We start from the raw sequence: 15,927 nt of genomic DNA, 5'->3' as shown, positions 1-15,927 counted from the left end.
ATGGAGAGAAAGTATGCACTTTAAATTGCTTTTGGTCTTTGTTGAAGACGGTAAAACAGACGAGGTCATGAAGGCGGCACGTGTTGCTGGGGCAACGGGGGCAACTATTATTAATAATGCACGTGGCGAGGGTATTACCCAAACGAAGACGTTTTTTGGGCTTAATTTAGAAACACAGCGTGATGTATTGTTACTTATAGTTGAAGAGCATTTGAGCCGAGCAATTTTAGAAACCATAGCAGAGGTTGCAGGTTTTGATGAAATGCCGGGTAAGGGGATAGCAATTCAACTAGATATAGAAGACGCCGTGGGAGTTGCGCATCAAGTACAGCAGTTAAGTTCTGCTGTGGAGGAACAGATATGAACGACCAGCTAAGCAAACGTCATATAGTTCGGGTGAGCCAAGTAATGGCTCAAAGCTATGCGATGATAGACGGGTTAGCGACCATCCAAGAGGCAATCGACTTATTTAAGCAAGACTTGGCGAGTGTTCTATTGGTTAATAAGCGCCATGACGATGACGAATACGGATTATTACTGCTGTCTGATATTGCTAAACAGGTTGTCGCTAAAGATCGTGCCCCAGAGCGTGTCAACGTGTATGAAGTGATGTCTAAACCTGTAATTGCGGTAGATCCTGATATGGACGTTCGTTACTGTGCGCGCTTATTTGAGCGCTTTGGCCTGTCGATAGCTCCTGTCATTAAACTGCAGCAGGTTGTCGGCGTTGTGAGTTATAACGAGATTGTGTTTGGCGACTTGTTGGGGGAGGACAGCAGATAAAATGAAGCCAGTTGTTATTTTATCTGCTGTGTGGCGTTAATGCGGTACGCGTAAGCAGTTATCGATATCGCCTATCAGTGCGGTTAAGCGCTGGGTATTCTGCGGCACGAGTTTAAGAGCCTCCTCGGCCATAGGCAAAATATCACTGTTGGTTGGCAAAGGATGACCAAGGCGAACCATCTTGCGAAACAGCGGAATCATTATCCACTGAACCCATTCTGCAAAGCTTAGTGAATCAACTGCAAAAGGTTCTGTGCTTGCAAGGGCTTCGGCACTAGGCTCAACCGTTTGCCACAAAGAAAGCGTTTGCATTTCTGATTCAATGGCGTCAAGAATAAATAGTAGTGTTTGTTCTTTGCTCATGTCGCATTTCTTACTTTTGAGAAGTGGCTGACTTTAAAGTATCGCTAATTAAAAAAGCGAGCTCTAATGCTTGTTCACCGTTTAAACGTGGATCGCAATACGTATCATACTGAGCGGCAAGCCCTTCTTCGGTAATTTGGTAGGCACCGCCCACACACTCTGTCACATTGTGACCAGTCATTTCTAAATGAACGCCGCCAGCATGTGTACCTTCTGCTTTATGCACTTCAAAGAAACCTTTCATTTCTTTAAGAATGGCATCTACACTGCGCGTTTTATAACCGTTATGCGCTGTTGTTGTGTTGCCATGCATAGGATCCGAGCTCCAAACAACATTACGCCCTTCAGCTTTTACCATGCGAACGAGTTCGGGTAACTTTTCGGTAATCTTTTCGGCACCCATACGAGCAATCAACGTAATACGCCCGTTATCATTGTTTGGGTTGAGTATGTCTAAAAGTTCGATCAGCCCATCACGCGTGGTTGTTGGGCCTACTTTTACCCCAATTGGGTTACGCACACCGCGTAAAAACTCAACGTGAGCGTGGTCTGGTTGTCGAGTCCGGTCGCCTATCCATAGCATATGAGCGGAGCAGTCATACCAGTCACCTGTCAGGCTATCTTGGCGAGTTAGGGCTTGCTCGTAGCCCAACAATAACGCCTCATGGGAGGTATAAAGGCTGGTTTCTTTGATTTGAGGTGTGTTTTCAGCATGGATGCCACAGGCTTCCATGAAAGCGAGAGTCTGGTCAATTTGATCAGCTAAGTGTTGGTATTTCTCGCCTAAGGGACTCGCTTGGACAAAGCCTTGGTTCCATCGGTGTACTTGGTGTAAATCGGCAAAGCCACCTTGTGCAAAAGCGCGTAGTAAATTTAATGTGGCGGCTGATTGGTGGTACGCCTTGAGTAGGCGCTCAGGATCGGGCTGGCGAGCTGTTTCTGTGAAAGCGATGTCATTGATGATATCACCGCGGTAACTTGGTAACGATACACCGTCGAGCGTTTCATGAGACGATGAGCGCGGTTTGGCAAATTGCCCGGCCATTCGGCTGACTTTTACCACAGGAACGCTGCCAGCAAAGGTCATAACAACCGCCATCTGAAGCATAACTTTAAAAGTATCTCGAATTTTATTGGCACTAAATTCGTTAAACGTTTCAGCGCAATCTCCGCCTTGTAATAAAAAAGCGTTTCCGGCGGCCACATCTGCCAAGTTTTTGCGTAAAGAGCGTATCTCACCTGCAAATACAAGCGGCGGAAGGGCGGCTAGTTGTGATTCGACTTGAGCAACATGATCAGCATTGCTGTATTCAGGTTGCTGTAAAATAGGTTTGCTTCTCCAGCTGGTCGGTGTCCAAATACTCATGGCTTAGTACGTTTTTCCAATAGTCAATTAAGCAATCCAGTGTAAGGTATCGCTGTGATTATACAAGCGGTCGATGCACATAAGACGTAGTTCATTGTTAGCCTGTCGTGTGTAATGGGTTATAACAAAATGCTTAGTTTTATATAAAGGCAACCTAGCGTTGCAATCAACACAAAATGCGAGGGGGTTACGATGTCTAAAGATGATTGGCAAAAAGGGTTGCAAGTAAGAACAGAGGTGATGGGTGAAGAATTTGTTCAAAAAGCCATCGATAATACGACACCGTTTACTGAGCCACTACAAGAGTGGATAAATGAACATGCATGGGGATCGACTTGGCAAAGGTCTGGGCTTCCTCGAAAAACACGTAGTTTAGTGACTATCGCTATGCTGGCTGCACTCAAGGCTCCAACAGAGCTCAAAGGGCATGTTCGGGGGGCACTGCGAAATGGGTGCTCACCTGAAGAAATTCAGGAAGTCTTGCTTCAGTCGCTTGTGTATTGTGGTGCTCCAGCGGCTCAAGAGGCATTTAGAGCAGCTAAGGAAGTGATTGAAGCCTGGAACCCTGACGAGTGATGCTCGTCAGGTAGGGCGCATGCTTAAGCTGAGCGAATACCGGTCAGAGTGCTAAAAGAGACTTGCTTGGCCGTGTCTAAAAAGTCGACCATGAACTCTGAGTTTTTCTGGTCTTCTCTAATTGCTGCGTAAAGAGTGCACCATACGCCACGCTCACCGAGTGATTTGGCAGCCACATAATCGCGCTGCAGGTATTCGTGTAAAGCCCAGTTAGGTAAGGCAGCAACACCGCGCCCGCTAGCGACTAGTTGTAAAATCATCAGGGTGAGTTCTGCGGTGCGGGTATCATGTGGCTCTACGCCTGCAGGTTCCAAAAAGCGCGTAAATAAATCTAAGCGGTTTTGGTCAACCGGGTAGGTGATTACCGTTTCGCTTTCTAGATCGGTTGCGTGCACGTACTTTTTGTTTGCTAAGCGATGGCGTTTACCAACAGCCAATAATGACTCATAACTAAATAATGGTATGTAAGTTATGGTTGCACGAGGTTCTGGATCAGACGTAATAACAAGATCTAGATCGCCACGAGCGAGTGCCGGTAATGGTTGAAATGTAAAGCCGCTGGATAAGTCCATTTCTACTTCTGGCCAATGTTGTCTGAAATGGTCAATGGTGGGCATAAGCCAGTCAAAGCAACTATGGCAGTCAATACTGATGTTGAGCCTTCCAGCCTCTCCGCCAGCCAAGCGTGCGATATCCCGTTCGGTATTGCGGATCATGGGAAGTACTTCGTCAGCGAGGGTAAGCAAACGTTGGCCTGCAGAAGTAAAGCATATAGGTTTGGTTTTTCGAATAAAGAGGGAGCAGTTCAGGCGATCTTCAAGATCTTTAATCTGATGCGATAGTGCTGATTGCGTCAGATGAACTCGGTCAGCAGCCTCGACTAGGCTACCTGCATCTCTGAGTGCGGACAGTGTTTTTAAATGTCGTAATTCGATCATGCCTCAATCCTGAATGGCCTAACAACAGTAGGTATAGTTTAGACGGAAAGAAGGCAAGCCGGCCAATATTTATTATAAAGGCCGGCATCGCGCTAATTAACGAGCAAAAACTCTAACAGTGCTTTTTGTGCATGTAAGCGGTTTTCAGCTTCGTCAAAAACAACTGAGCGCGGGTCTTCCATCATTTCTTCGCTGACTTCCTCGCCACGATGTGCAGGAAGGCAGTGCATGAATAAAGCGTCTTTATCCGCTAAATCCATTAATTCAGGTGTTACTTGAAAGCCTTCAAACCGCTTTAAACGAGTTTCTTGTTCGTCTTCTTGTCCCATTGAAGCCCACACATCCGTTGTTACAAGGTGTGCACCCTTAACGGCCTCTTTTGGTGAGTGAGTCAATGTGATGCGATCTTTGTATTCTTCAAGCAATTCGGCTTTAGGCTCAAACCCTTTAGGGCAAGCAATGTTTAAGTGGAAATCTAAGATAGCCGCCGCATTCATGTAAGATTGGCACATGTTGTTGCCGTCGCCTATCCATGCCGCCGTTTTACCTTTGATATCGCCACGGTGTTCCACAAATGTTTGCATGTCTGCTAATAGCTGGCATGGGTGGTAATCATCGGTTAGTGCATTGATGACTGGAACGCGTGAATGTTGCGCAAAGGTTTCAACAATCTCATGGCTATACGTCCGGATCATAACAACATCAACCATGCTTGAAATGACGCGTGCCGAGTCTTCTACTGGTTCACCGCGACCCAATTGGGTGTCGCGTGAAGATAAAAACATGGCATGCCCACCTAGCTGGGCCATACCTGCTTCAAATGAAACACGCGTCCGAGTCGATGATTTCTCAAAAATCATTGCCATTACTTTGTTGGCAAGCGGCTCGTATACTTCACCTCGGTTACGCATCTCTTTTAATTCGGTAGCCCGGCTAAGTAGCTGTTTTAACTCGTCAGAAGTTAAATCCTTCAATGTTAGGAAGTGTTTTGTATTCATACATTCTTGCCGTCTCCGACGGCTTTCCTTATGGACCTTTTCGGTCTTTATTTTCTCGGTTTTGAACGCTCGTCGGCTGCATAAATTTTAATCAGCTTACATAGCGTGTTGACCAGTAGGTCTGCTTCGGCATCAGTCATAATGAGAGGGGGCAATAATCGAATAACTTTCCCGCCACCAGTGATGTTAAGTAAGATGCCTTTTACTTTAGCGAGCACGGCTAATTCGGTGCCTGCTTCGGTAAGCTCGATAGCAATCATTAAGCCTTTGCCGCGAACTTCACGGATATAGGGCATGCCTTCAAGGTTTTCTTTGAAGCCTTGAAGCATACGGTCACCTAATTCGGCCGCACGATCACACAGGTTTTCTTGCATAATAGTTTCTGTAACGGCTAAACCAACAGCACAAGCCAATGGCGTTCCGCCAAAGGTGGAACCATGGGATCCAGGCATGAACACTTCGGCGGCGCGACCTTTTGCTAAGCAGGCCCCTATAGGAAAACCATTGCCAAGCCCTTTAGCCGTAGTCACAACGTCTGGCACAATATAGGTATGTTGGTAGGCGAAATAGCGACCAGTTCGTCCATTGCCAGTTTGTACTTCGTCAAGCATGAGTAGCCAATCGTTTTCGTCGCAAATGTCGCGCAGCTCAGCTAAATACTCGCTATCGGGGATACGTATACCCGCTTCACCTTGGATGGGCTCAACTAAAATAGCAACGACATTCTTATTGCTGGCTGCAATTGAGCGAACCGCGTTAGCATCGTTAAAAGGCGCGCGAATAAAACCACTCACAAGAGGTTCAAATCCGGCTTGCGTTGCTCGGTTGCCAGTAGCGCTCAGTGTTGCCAATGTCCGACCGTGGAATGATCCATCCATGACGATAATAGCAGGGGCTTCGATCTCTTTAGCATGGCCAAATTTGCGAGCAATTTTAATAGCTGCTTCGTTTGCCTCAGCGCCGGAGTTAGCAAAAAACACACTATCCATGCCAGCAATTTCAGTGAGGCGATCCCCTAGCTGTTCCTGTAGAGGGATTCGGTACAAATTAGAGGTATGGATAAGTTTGCTTGCTTGCTCAGTAATGGCTTTGGTTATGGCAGGGTGAGAATGGCCTAAGCCACACACCGCAATACCTGATAAAGCATCAAGGTAGCGATTACCATCAGTATCAAACAGCCAAGCGCCCTCACCGGACTCAAAGCTAACCGAGAGCCGATTATAAGTGTTCATCAAGGACTGCTGCGCCATGTTCAATCTCCCGTACAACGCAAAAAGGCAGCCTTAGCTGCCAAATAAAGAAAGGCATTCTATTGTCACTATCTATTTTTAGCAACTTCCCGTCGGAAAGCTTGAAAAAGATAGTAAAGGCACAATATAGCAGGTAAACGGATGACTGTAGCAATTTGGACTCGATAAACCCGCTTAATTTTTTGTATTGACCAAGTAATTAGCTAGGGTATGTGGTAGGATTTTTACAGATAAATTCACACGGTTAATGAGTCGCAAGACGTGAGAAGGTAAGCTAATGAGCGTTATAGATACTATTAAAGACCAGATCGAAAAAAACTCTATTTTGTTATATATGAAGGGAACACCACGTTTCCCTCAGTGCGGGTTTTCTTCTCGTACGGTTGAAGCACTTATGTCATGTGGTGAGCGTTTTGCGTTTGTTAACATTTTAGAAAATCCTGAGATTCGTTCTGAATTACCCAAGTACGCTAACTGGCCTACGTTTCCGCAGTTGTGGATTAACGGCGAATTAGTGGGCGGATGCGATATAGTGACAGAACTGCATGCATCAGGTGAACTTGAAACAATGGTCAAAGCAGCGGCTGAGTCTGACGAGACACCTGCTGAATAAGCCATTATGTCAATTGTTCGTCATTAAAGTTTTATGAACAAACCTTACAATGCGGGTTTGTTAAGTTTTACCTAACGATAGATAAAAACGGAGAAAATCATGGGTGTATTAGTAGGAAAGCAAGCGCCGGACTTTACAGCGGCAGCAGTACTTGGCACTGGTGAAATTGTAGATGCATACAACTTGAAAGAAGCAATCAAAGGGAAGTACGGTTTAGTTTTCTTTTACCCGTTAGACTTCACATTCGTTTGCCCATCTGAGTTGATCGCATTAGATAAGCGTATGAGCGCATTTGAAGAGCGTGGCGTAGAAGTTATCGGTGTTTCTATCGATTCTCAATTTACTCACAACGCGTGGCGTAACACACCTGTTAACTCGGGTGGTATTGGTCCAGTTAAATACACATTAGTTGCCGACACAAAGCACGAAATCTGCAAAGCGTACGATGTTGAAGCTGAAGGTGGTGTTGCTTTCCGTGGTGCTTTCATTATCGACAAAGAAGGTAATGTACGTTCGCAAATCGTTAATGATTTACCACTAGGTCGTAACATGGAAGAGTTGATCCGTTTATTTGACGCGCTTCAATTCCATGAAGAGCATGGCGAAGTTTGCCCAGCTGGTTGGAATAAAGGTGATAAAGGTATGCAAGCGTCTACTGACGGCGTAGCTAAATACCTTTCAGAGTCGTCTGACAAGCTGTAATTAGTTCTTTTTGAATATAAAACCCGTATTTAATGATACGGGTTTTTTTTTGTTCATTTTTTCTGGTGTAATATAGCCTGCAGTTAATCACATGGATCAATTCCGAACCGGAATTTATGAGGAAGTAAAGAATGAGTAAAGCCAGTCAATTTAAGATGTTATCTGTATTGGGTGTGGCAGCATTGGTTGTGGGTTGTGCAGAAGTGCCTTCAGCTAAGTGGGAGCAGAGTACACCTTTTTGTGTTGCCGCAGGTGCATTGGCTGGTGGCGCTGTTGCTCAAGCTGCTGATAATCAGGGTGCCGCAGGTGCTTTGGTCGGTGCTGGAGTGGCATATTTGATCTGTCACAAAGAGCCTGTCTGTGAGGCAAATGAAATTAAAACGGGCAAAGGTTGTGAGCTGGATAGCGACCAAGATGGTATTGTGAACCGAGCTGATCAGTGCCCCGGTACACCTGCGCGCGCTCCGGTTGATGGGCGTGGTTGCCAACTCGATTCAGATGCCGACGGTGTTGTGAATGTTTTGGATCAGTGTCCAGAAACACCAGCAGGGGTTGAAGTAGACCCAGCGGGTTGCCCAGCAGATGAAGATCTTGATGGCGTGGCTAATGCAAACGATATCTGCCCGGCAACACCGGTTGGTGTATCGGTTGATCTTTCTGGCTGTCCTGCTGTCGATAAGTTGTCGTTAGAGGGTGTTAACTTCGAATATAAATCAAGCCGTTTAACGTCTGCAGCTAAAGCTATCTTGGATAACGTCGCTGAGGTGTTGAGCGCAAGCAGCAGTAAATTTACAGTTGAAGGGCATACGGACTCCGTAGGATCGGCTTCCTATAACAAGAACCTGTCTCAAGCACGTGCAGATTCTGTCATGGCTTATTTGGCGTCTAAGGGAATATCAACTGAGCGTATGAACGCTATCGGTTATGGTGAAAGTAGTCCTGTCGCAACAAATGATACTGAAGCAGGGCGGGCGGTTAATCGCCGAGTTGCACTGGTTCCTGTCATTTAATGCTATGAGCGAGTGAATAAAAAAGGCAGCGAGAGCTGCCTTTTTTATGAGGAATTACGGTTTCGTTTAATCGTGCTCTTGTAAGTCTAAGACCATGTCCCAACCACCTAAATCTTTCCAGCGGTTGATAATGCCACAAAATAGCTCAGCTGTTTTTTCCGTATCATACAGCGCGGAATGGGCTTGTTTTCCATCAAACGGTATACCGGCAACATCACACGCTTTGGCTAACACCGTCTGTCCGTAAGCTAGGCCAGCTAATGTGGCTGTGTCAAATGATGAAAAAGGGTGGAAGGGGTTGCGCTTTATATCACTGCGCGCAGCAGCTTCGTTGACAAAGCCTTGGTCGAATGATGCATTGTGACCAACCAAAATAGCGCGCTTACAGCCATGTGCTTTTACTGCTTTGCGGATTGGTTTAAAGATGAGCTCAAGGGCTTCTAATTCAGAAATCGCTTCTCTTTCCGGTGAAAAAGGGTCGATTCCCGTAAAATCGAGAGCGGCCTGCTCTAGGTTGGCACCTTCGAAGGGGGCAACTTCAGCAACAAAGCTTTGGTCGACAATTAAATAGCCTTGTTCGTCCATGGTTAATGTGACAGCGGCAATCTCAAGTAGCGCATCGGTTTTTGCGTTAAAACCAGCTGTTTCAACGTCAATGACAACAGGTAGGTAGCCACGGAAGCGTTCTGCCATTAATTGAGCGGATGAGCGATGATTCAAGAGAATTCCTTACTAGGCTGCTTGTAATATAGAGGGTTAGCCGACATTCTATCAGCCGTGATAGGTAAGGCCAAACACAGAAAAAGGGTTGGCTTTGCCTGTGTCTATCAATTTCACTGGTTAAGCTGTGTTTCTTTAGGCCGATAGCGTAAACATACCGTAAATTTTTGTGAGTCGTAAATTGTTAATATGATACAAATAATCCGTTTAGCCTTAGTAAGCTGGGCCGTGTTAAGTGCTCCTTTTGTAATGGCGGTAACTTTTATGGCCAGTATTGATCAGTCGGTATGGGATGTAGAAACATCAAAATTTTACTGCCGCCTATCACAAGAGGTGCCAACCTTTGGTCGTGGAAGTTTTTTTCATGAAGCCGGTGAAAAGGCGGTGTTTGAGTTGTCGCCCACGCAAAAAGGCAGCTTTTCTGGTGACGTGCGTTTAGTGGCCGAAGCATCACCGTGGCAGCCCGGGTTGGCGCCAAAGTATATTGCTCAATTATCGGTACCGGCAGCTTCTTCACCAGATCAAATCAAGCCATTAATGGTTAGCGAGCAATATGCCGGTGAAATGCTAGTATCGTTATTTCAAGGCATGTCGCCTACCTTCACAATGTCGAATTGGTTAGGGAGCGGTGAGCGAGCAAGAGTCGCGCTGTCGGCCGCTAATTTTCAAAAGTCTTACAGTGATTACATAGCATGCGTTGATGAGCTGTTGCCTGTGAATTATCGGCAAGTTGCTCGCACCGCCGTATTGTACCCGCCTGCTCAATGGCGCTTGTCAGACGCCAGTAAGGATCGCTTAGATCTTATTATTGAGTACGTTAAAACAGATCCTAAGGTGAAAGAGTTATATGTTGATGGGCATTCTGATAATGCGGGAAGGCGTTTATTAAATCGGGATCTATCTAAACAGCGTGCGGAAGACATAACGCGTTATCTCGTTGCTAATGGGATTAGTGAGGAGATGATTACCACTCGTTACCACGGAGAGCGGTATCCAGCGGTTCCCAATAACTCCAAAGCTAACCGTGCTCGCAACCGTCGCGCGACCATCAGGCTTGAGCGGGAGTGATGCAGTAATTCGTTTCTTTCGGTGTTATAATCTCGCGTTTGGTATGACTTTAAAAGTAGGCTGCATAGCGGCCATATTTCAGTGGAGCAAATGAATGTCCGATATTAAAAAGGTAGTACTGGCCTATTCAGGTGGATTGGATACATCTGTTATCGTCCGCTGGCTGCAGGAAACCTATAACTGTGAAGTAGTGACTTTCACAGCTGACCTGGGGCAGGGCGAAGAAGTGGAACCCGCGCGAGCAAAAGCTGCAGCCCTAGGTGTTAAAGAGATTTACATCGAAGATCTGCGTGAAGAGTTTGTACGTGACTTTGTTTTCCCAATGTTCCGTGCCAACACTATTTATGAAGGAGAGTACCTCCTCGGTACATCCATCGCACGCCCTCTAATTGCCAAGCGTCTAGTTGAGATTGCAAACGAAACGGGTGCGGATGCTATATCTCACGGTGCAACGGGCAAAGGTAATGACCAAGTTCGTTTCGAAATGGGTGCGTATGCACTAAAGCCAGGCGTTCATGTTATCGCCCCTTGGCGTGAATGGGATCTAACGTCTCGCGAAACCTTGATGGCTTATTGCGCTGAGCATGATATTCCGGTTGATTTCTCGGGCAAAAAGAAAAAGTCTCCATACTCAATGGATGCTAACTTATTGCATATCTCTTATGAAGGCGGTTTGTTAGAAGATCCATGGTCTGAAGCAGAAGAAGATATGTGGCGTTGGTCGGTTTCTCCTGAAGCTGCACCGAATGAGCCAACATACCTAGAGCTGACATATAAGAACGGTGATATTGTTGCAATTGATGGTGAAGAGCTATCTCCAGCAACGGTTCTTGAAACACTGAACAAAGTCGGTGGAGCGAATGGTATTGGTCGCCTAGATATAGTTGAAAACCGTTTTGTCGGCATGAAAGCCCGTGGCTGCTACGAAACACCGGGCGGTACTATTATGATGCGTGCTCATCGAGCTATTGAATCTATTACGCTAGACCGTGAAGCGGCGCATTTGAAAGATAGCATGATGCCGAAGTACGCTGAGCTGATTTATAACGGATTCTGGTGGTCAGAAGAACGTAAAATGATGCAGCAAATGATCGACTATAGCCAGCGCCATGTAAATGGTGACGTACGCGTTAAGTTGTACAAAGGTAATGTCTCTGTGGTGGGACGTCGTTCAAATGACAGCTTGTTTGATGAATCGATTGCAACATTTGAAGATGATGCAGGCTCTTACGATCAAAAAGATGCTGAAGGTTTTATCAAACTGAATGCATTACGCATGCGTATCGCTGCAAGCAAAGGTCGTGATTTGTTAAAAGACTAACAGCGACTGTCTCTTTTAAAGCCCGCTAATATGCGGGCTTTTTTGTATAAATGGATTTTTTCTAATAGTCTGAAGACAGTTTCGGTAGTAAGAAGTCCATAATGCCTAAAAACGTGTCGAGTAGTTCAGCGTTAATCGTTGATTCACAGTTGGGTGAAATCAGTCATCACCGAGAGATAGTGGGGGCGCTATCATTCGATAAAATTGATGTCGCTTCGTCTGTTAACATGGCGCTGTCTTATTTGCGCAGTGTTCGCTATGACTTATTGCTGGTTTCATATGATCTGGGTAAGGGGCAAAAAAATGGGCTTCAGGTCATCCAGGAAGCCTTGGCCGAGCACTTGCCTTTACATCGTACTGTTACCGTGTTGCTCACTAACCCCGATGTTTCATTACTGGTGGGGTCCTTGAGTGCCGCTCCTGATATTTATTTGGCTAAGCCGCTATCCCGAGATCGATTGGCTCCGCGTTTAGAAAAAGTTCAACGTGTAAAGCGGGCTGTGTACCGGGTTGAAGAAGCAATGGATCAGCAGGAGTGGAATAAAGCCCTGATTTATTGTGAGAAGCTCGCGAGTTTTTATCCTGCTTTGGCTAGTTACTTAAATCGTATGTCAGGGATTTGCTTTTTAGCCTTGCAGGACTATAGCCAAGCAGAGAAGGTCTTTAAAAAGGTGGTCTCAACGCGTCGGCAAAACTGGGCTAAATTGGGGTTAGGTATTACATTTTTTTCCCAAGGCAAATACCAAGATTCACAGCAATGCTTGCAAGATATTATTGATCATCAAATAGTATCCATTGATGCCTACAAGTGCCTTGCGCAAAGCTTTCAGGTGGCGGGCCAATCAGGGGTGGCTATTACGACCATGAGAAAAGCAGTGATGATGCAGCCTACCGTTCCGCAATCCCATGCGGCTTTGGGCAATATTGCCGCTTTTTTTGCCGAGTGGGCTTTGGCCGTGGAAGCCTTTCAAAGCACAATGGACTTCTCGCGATACACAGGCTTACAAAGCCCAGAATACTATTTTGCTTATGTTCGTGCTTTGTTAGCTCGCTTTGCCGATGGCCAGATATCAGCAGAGGAAATGGAAGTTAAAGCGCTACGTGCATTGGAATCCGTATCGAATGATTTTGATGCGGTTTCCATTGAATGTCGTGTGCATGTTTTAGGTTTCTGGCTTAATTGGAACCAAGAGAAACAATCGTTAGCCTTAGCGCACTTATCGCAAGCACATGAGATTTTTTTGGCAATGCCTTTGGATGACCAGTGGCTTTGGTTGGACTGGCTAGAAGAAGCGCTGGAATGCGCTGCTAATGCTACGCAGCTGACCTCGCCGCGAGAGATGATGGTTAAAACGCGCATTAAGGATAGCTGGGTCGATTTGTTATTGGTGGGGATACACAAGCTTAATTCAAAAGATTACTCACAAGCTCAAGTTATGTTAACGGAGTCATTTCGCTTGCAGCCTGCGTCTGTGGCCACTGCGTTGGCCACAGCTCAGTTATTGATTACAATTAAAGTTAAAAATGTGCAAGATTGCACCCTTAGTAATCAACAAATCGCCCATGTGTTAAATGGATTAGTGGCTCAGGAATTTGGCCTGTTAACGCAACGACAAGCGCAACAAAAAGCAAAATTGATACCGCGTTTGTATGAGCTGTTAGAGTAGTTCGTCTTCATCTGAGAGGATGGATGTCTCGCTGATGTCATCAAAAGCCTCTTCTGGTACATCGCCTCTTATCAGGCCGCGAGCTAGTTTCCGTGTTAATAACTTGCCTTGAGCACCATCCGGTAAATCTGTGAATATGATCACATTTTTATCAATAAGTAGCTCAATTAAGTCTTCTATGATTCGAGAGATTGCCTTGTCAGACTGATCTAAATAAGCATCAGGAGAAAAGTTCTCGTCATTTACAGAAAGGAAGTCGCGAACATCGGGGTTGGACATGTCGACCTTTTCTGCGCCATCTTGGTAAGTCTCTGATAAACCAGTGATCCTACCCTCAGAGTTCCGTAGTGCGTATAGCATGAATCAATCATCTTTCAGTTAATAATATACATGTTAGTATGTAGCCCTAATTAGAGTTTGGTCAAGAAAATGGATACTGTGCAAGACTCATTATTAAATTGTTTAGTCCACCTCACCCAGCAAAATCATAGACCTTTATCCGCTGAAGTGCTGCGTGATGGCTTACCGTTAGAAAATAATAAACTGACGCCCAAATTGTTTGTACGAGCAGCAAAGCGAGCCGGGTTTAAATCGCGAGTGGATAAGCGTGACCTGCAAAGTATCGCGCCGCTGACTTTGCCGGTCGTGCTGTTGTTAAAAAACGATGAAGCCTGCATTCTTCAGGAGCTGGATAAAGAGGGCGGTAAAGCTGTCATTATTCAGCCTGAAAGTGGCGGGGCTCACCAAGTCGCCCTTGACGAGCTTGCTGAGCAATATTCCGGCTATGCTATTTTTGTGAGGATGGAATACCGTTTTGCCGATCAGGTTTCTCGAGTACTGGATCAACGGGAAGGTCATTGGTTTTGGGGAACTATTTGGCGGTCTGCAAAAATATACCGTGACGTGTTGATTGCTTCCTTCCTGATCAACCTATTCGTGCTTGCTAATCCGTTGTTCGTCATGAACGTTTATGACCGGGTAGTACCTAATTCGGCGTTAGAAACGTTGTGGGTGCTAGCTATAGGCGTGATGATTGTCTATCTGTTTGATTTTGGGCTTAAAATGCTGCGCGCTTACTTTATTGAAATAGCGGGCAAAAAAGCTGATATTTTACTATCGTCCTTACTTTTCGAAAAAATTATGGCGTTGCATTACTCCGCAATGCCTACCTCGGTCGGTGGCTTTAGTAGCAACTTACGAGAGTTTGAAAGTATCCGGACTTTCTTAAGCTCCACAACCAATACGATCATTATTGATATTCCTTTCGCCATTATCTTCCTAATTGTCATCGGGCTTATTGGTGGGCCGTTAGTGGTTGTTCCATTGGTTGGGATTCCTATTATTGTCATTTACTCCTTAGTGGTGGCGCGGAAGCTTAAATCCGTTGTAGAAAAAACATTCGCAGCTAGTGCGAAAAAGAACGCTACACTTATTGAGTGTTTAACCGCTATGGAGACGGTTAAAACTCAGCGCGCAGCCTCGTCGCTGCAGCTGCAGTGGGAACAAGCGGTAGGTTATATTTCGCATTGGGGATTGAAGGCCAAGATGTTGTCTTCCTCCGTGATGAATTTTGCAGGCTTTGTTACACAGGTATGCTCAGTAGCGTTGGTTATGACCGGCGTATATTTGATCGCAGAGCGTGAAATTACTATGGGGGCTTTGATAGCCTGCGTGATTTTATCTGGGCGTGTTTTGCAGCCGATGGCTCAAGTTGCTGGCTTAGTGACGAATTTCCATCAGTCTAAAGCCGCGTTAGAAGCGTTAGATCAAATTATGCAGTTACCTGATGAGCGTGAAGCTGGTCGTCAATATGTTCATCGCCCGGAACTATCAGGCAAGCTGGAATTTAAAGACGTTCAGTTCAAATACCCTAGTAGTGAACAAGCGTCTATCGAAAAGGTGTCTTTTAAGGTTAACGCCGGTGAGAAAATTGCGTTGATTGGTCGCATCGGCTCTGGCAAGTCGACTATCGAAAAACTCCTGATGGGGTTGTATCGTCCGGATCAAGGATCTGTGCGGATTGATGATATCGATATCAACCAGATTGATCCGGTCGATTTACGTCGAAATATTGGCTACGTGCCTCAGGATATCATGCTTTTTAGTGGCTCTGTGCGAGACAATATCGTGATGGGCTCGCCAGAAGTAGATGATGAACGACTTATCCAAGCAGCGCGTATAGCCGGAGTGGATAACTTTGTTAACCGTCACCCTCATGGCTTTGATATGCAAGTGGGTGAGCGTGGTAGTTTACTGTCCGGTGGTCAGCGTCAAGCGGTTGCCATAGCGCGTGGGTTGATTCATGAGCCTAATATTTTGATATTAGATGAGCCCACAAATTCTATGGATAACTCCACCGAAGATTTTATTCGCAAGCAACTAACACAATACAGCAAAGATAAGACGCTGGTGCTTGTTACACACAAAATGTCTCTCTTATCGCTAGTGGAGCGAATAGTCGTTATTGATGGTGGTTTTGTGGTAGCGGATGGCCCTAAAGCGGTTGTCTTGGATGCCCTTAAACAAGGTCGTTTGCATATTCAGCGTTAAGG

General features: G+C 45.7%; 17 protein-coding genes. 10 read left to right on the top strand and 7 right to left on the bottom strand.

Annotated elements, in window-relative coordinates:
• Nucleotides 1-13: 13 nt before the first annotated feature.
• Nucleotides 14-364 (top strand): P-II family nitrogen regulator, encoded by a 351-nt coding sequence (locus tag BS617_RS10580; protein ID WP_075172772.1) that lies wholly within the window; start codon nucleotides 14-16, stop codon nucleotides 362-364.
• Nucleotides 361-783: a CBS domain-containing protein gene (locus tag BS617_RS10575; protein ID WP_075172771.1), complete on the top strand. Its 423-nt coding sequence runs from the start codon at nucleotides 361-363 to the stop codon at nucleotides 781-783. The genes BS617_RS10580 and BS617_RS10575 overlap by 4 nt, the downstream gene beginning before the upstream one ends.
• Before the next feature lie 36 nt (nucleotides 784-819).
• Here BS617_RS10575 and BS617_RS10570 read toward each other — a convergent pair whose 3' ends face one another.
• Both BS617_RS10570 and BS617_RS10565 read right to left on the bottom strand, forming a co-directional pair.
• Complete coding sequence (locus BS617_RS10570) at nucleotides 820-1,146, bottom strand: YqcC family protein (RefSeq protein WP_075172770.1); 327 nt, start codon at nucleotides 1,144-1,146, stop codon at nucleotides 820-822.
• A gap of 10 nt (nucleotides 1,147-1,156) precedes the next feature.
• Nucleotides 1,157-2,512: a class II 3-deoxy-7-phosphoheptulonate synthase gene (locus BS617_RS10565; RefSeq protein ID WP_075172769.1), complete on the bottom strand. Its 1,356-nt coding sequence runs from the start codon at nucleotides 2,510-2,512 to the stop codon at nucleotides 1,157-1,159.
• Between the two features lie 192 nt (nucleotides 2,513-2,704).
• Here BS617_RS10565 and BS617_RS10560 point away from each other — a divergent pair, with 192 nt between their 5' ends.
• A complete protein-coding gene (locus BS617_RS10560) occupies nucleotides 2,705-3,088 on the top strand; it encodes a carboxymuconolactone decarboxylase family protein (protein ID WP_075172768.1) in 384 nt (127 codons plus the stop codon).
• A 23-nt stretch (nucleotides 3,089-3,111) separates the two neighbouring features.
• On the opposite strand, the gene BS617_RS10555 is transcribed toward BS617_RS10560, so the two are convergent.
• From BS617_RS10555 to BS617_RS10545, 3 genes are all read right to left on the bottom strand, one after another.
• The gene (locus tag BS617_RS10555; RefSeq protein ID WP_075172767.1) at nucleotides 3,112-4,026 is read right to left on the bottom strand and encodes a LysR family transcriptional regulator; all 915 of its coding nucleotides are present in this window, start codon (nucleotides 4,024-4,026) and stop codon (nucleotides 3,112-3,114) included.
• Between the two features lie 92 nt (nucleotides 4,027-4,118).
• Nucleotides 4,119-5,024 carry an ornithine carbamoyltransferase gene (gene argF / locus BS617_RS10550; RefSeq protein WP_075172766.1) on the bottom strand — a complete coding sequence of 302 codons (906 nt, stop codon included), beginning with the start codon at nucleotides 5,022-5,024 and terminating at the stop codon, nucleotides 4,119-4,121.
• Nucleotides 5,025-5,071: 47 nt separating this feature from the next.
• Complete coding sequence (locus BS617_RS10545; protein WP_075172765.1) at nucleotides 5,072-6,274, bottom strand: aspartate aminotransferase family protein; 1,203 nt, start codon at nucleotides 6,272-6,274, stop codon at nucleotides 5,072-5,074.
• Nucleotides 6,275-6,551: 277 nt separating this feature from the next.
• On the opposite strand from BS617_RS10545, the gene grxD reads away from it, so the two are divergent.
• From grxD to BS617_RS10530, 3 genes are all read left to right on the top strand, one after another.
• On the top strand, nucleotides 6,552-6,887 hold the full coding sequence (grxD, locus tag BS617_RS10540) for a Grx4 family monothiol glutaredoxin (protein ID WP_075172764.1): 336 nt from the start codon (nucleotides 6,552-6,554) through the stop codon (nucleotides 6,885-6,887).
• 99 nt (nucleotides 6,888-6,986) lie between these two features.
• On the top strand, nucleotides 6,987-7,589 hold the full coding sequence (locus tag BS617_RS10535; RefSeq protein WP_075172763.1) for a peroxiredoxin: 603 nt from the start codon (nucleotides 6,987-6,989) through the stop codon (nucleotides 7,587-7,589).
• Between the two features lie 131 nt (nucleotides 7,590-7,720).
• The gene (locus BS617_RS10530; RefSeq protein ID WP_075172762.1) at nucleotides 7,721-8,599 is read left to right on the top strand and encodes an OmpA family protein; all 879 of its coding nucleotides are present in this window, start codon (nucleotides 7,721-7,723) and stop codon (nucleotides 8,597-8,599) included.
• A gap of 66 nt (nucleotides 8,600-8,665) precedes the next feature.
• Here the strand turns inward: BS617_RS10530 and rnt are convergent, their stop codons facing one another.
• The gene (gene rnt / locus BS617_RS10525; RefSeq protein ID WP_212667456.1) at nucleotides 8,666-9,292 is read right to left on the bottom strand and encodes a ribonuclease T; all 627 of its coding nucleotides are present in this window, start codon (nucleotides 9,290-9,292) and stop codon (nucleotides 8,666-8,668) included.
• 216 nt (nucleotides 9,293-9,508) lie between these two features.
• Here rnt and BS617_RS10520 point away from each other — a divergent pair, with 216 nt between their 5' ends.
• From BS617_RS10520 to BS617_RS10510, 3 genes are all read left to right on the top strand, one after another.
• The gene (locus tag BS617_RS10520) at nucleotides 9,509-10,387 is read left to right on the top strand and encodes a flagellar protein MotY (RefSeq protein ID WP_075172760.1); all 879 of its coding nucleotides are present in this window, start codon (nucleotides 9,509-9,511) and stop codon (nucleotides 10,385-10,387) included.
• A 94-nt stretch (nucleotides 10,388-10,481) separates the two neighbouring features.
• Entirely contained in the window at nucleotides 10,482-11,708 is a 1,227-nt protein-coding gene (locus tag BS617_RS10515; protein WP_075172759.1) for an argininosuccinate synthase, read from the top strand.
• Between the two features lie 101 nt (nucleotides 11,709-11,809).
• Complete coding sequence (locus BS617_RS10510) at nucleotides 11,810-13,375, top strand: response regulator (RefSeq protein WP_075172758.1); 1,566 nt, start codon at nucleotides 11,810-11,812, stop codon at nucleotides 13,373-13,375.
• Here the strand turns inward: BS617_RS10510 and BS617_RS10505 are convergent.
• Nucleotides 13,367-13,735, bottom strand: a complete 369-nt coding sequence (locus BS617_RS10505) for a hypothetical protein (RefSeq protein ID WP_075172757.1) — start codon at nucleotides 13,733-13,735, stop codon at nucleotides 13,367-13,369. The two genes, BS617_RS10510 and BS617_RS10505, sit on opposite strands and share 9 nt — an antisense overlap.
• 69 nt (nucleotides 13,736-13,804) lie before the next feature.
• Between BS617_RS10505 and BS617_RS10500 the strand changes: the two genes are divergently transcribed.
• Complete coding sequence (locus BS617_RS10500; protein ID WP_170870341.1) at nucleotides 13,805-15,925, top strand: type I secretion system permease/ATPase; 2,121 nt, start codon at nucleotides 13,805-13,807, stop codon at nucleotides 15,923-15,925.
• The last annotated feature ends 2 nt before the right edge of the window (nucleotides 15,926-15,927 follow it).

Origin of the sequence: Neptunomonas phycophila (assembly GCF_001922575.1) — a bacterium.
Lineage (GTDB): Bacteria > Pseudomonadota > Gammaproteobacteria > Pseudomonadales > Balneatricaceae > Neptunomonas > Neptunomonas phycophila.
This window is presented reverse-complemented; position numbering and strand designations above follow the sequence as displayed.

Coding starts and splice junctions, on each gene's coding strand:
- BS617_RS10580 (WP_075172772.1), top strand. CDS start 14: ATGCACTTTAAATTGCTTTTGGTCTTTGTTGAAGACGGTAAAACAGAC.
- BS617_RS10575 (WP_075172771.1), top strand. CDS start 361: ATGAACGACCAGCTAAGCAAACGTCATATAGTTCGGGTGAGCCAAGTA.
- BS617_RS10570 (WP_075172770.1), bottom strand. CDS start 1,146: ATGAGCAAAGAACAAACACTACTATTTATTCTTGACGCCATTGAATCA.
- BS617_RS10565 (WP_075172769.1), bottom strand. CDS start 2,512: ATGAGTATTTGGACACCGACCAGCTGGAGAAGCAAACCTATTTTACAG.
- BS617_RS10560 (WP_075172768.1), top strand. CDS start 2,705: ATGTCTAAAGATGATTGGCAAAAAGGGTTGCAAGTAAGAACAGAGGTG.
- BS617_RS10555 (WP_075172767.1), bottom strand. CDS start 4,026: ATGATCGAATTACGACATTTAAAAACACTGTCCGCACTCAGAGATGCA.
- argF (WP_075172766.1), bottom strand. CDS start 5,024: ATGAATACAAAACACTTCCTAACATTGAAGGATTTAACTTCTGACGAG.
- BS617_RS10545 (WP_075172765.1), bottom strand. CDS start 6,274: ATGGCGCAGCAGTCCTTGATGAACACTTATAATCGGCTCTCGGTTAGC.
- grxD (WP_075172764.1), top strand. CDS start 6,552: ATGAGCGTTATAGATACTATTAAAGACCAGATCGAAAAAAACTCTATT.
- BS617_RS10535 (WP_075172763.1), top strand. CDS start 6,987: ATGGGTGTATTAGTAGGAAAGCAAGCGCCGGACTTTACAGCGGCAGCA.
- BS617_RS10530 (WP_075172762.1), top strand. CDS start 7,721: ATGAGTAAAGCCAGTCAATTTAAGATGTTATCTGTATTGGGTGTGGCA.
- rnt (WP_212667456.1), bottom strand. CDS start 9,292: ATGGCAGAACGCTTCCGTGGCTACCTACCTGTTGTCATTGACGTTGAA.
- BS617_RS10520 (WP_075172760.1), top strand. CDS start 9,509: ATGATACAAATAATCCGTTTAGCCTTAGTAAGCTGGGCCGTGTTAAGT.
- BS617_RS10515 (WP_075172759.1), top strand. CDS start 10,482: ATGTCCGATATTAAAAAGGTAGTACTGGCCTATTCAGGTGGATTGGAT.
- BS617_RS10510 (WP_075172758.1), top strand. CDS start 11,810: ATGCCTAAAAACGTGTCGAGTAGTTCAGCGTTAATCGTTGATTCACAG.
- BS617_RS10505 (WP_075172757.1), bottom strand. CDS start 13,735: ATGCTATACGCACTACGGAACTCTGAGGGTAGGATCACTGGTTTATCA.
- BS617_RS10500 (WP_170870341.1), top strand. CDS start 13,805: ATGGATACTGTGCAAGACTCATTATTAAATTGTTTAGTCCACCTCACC.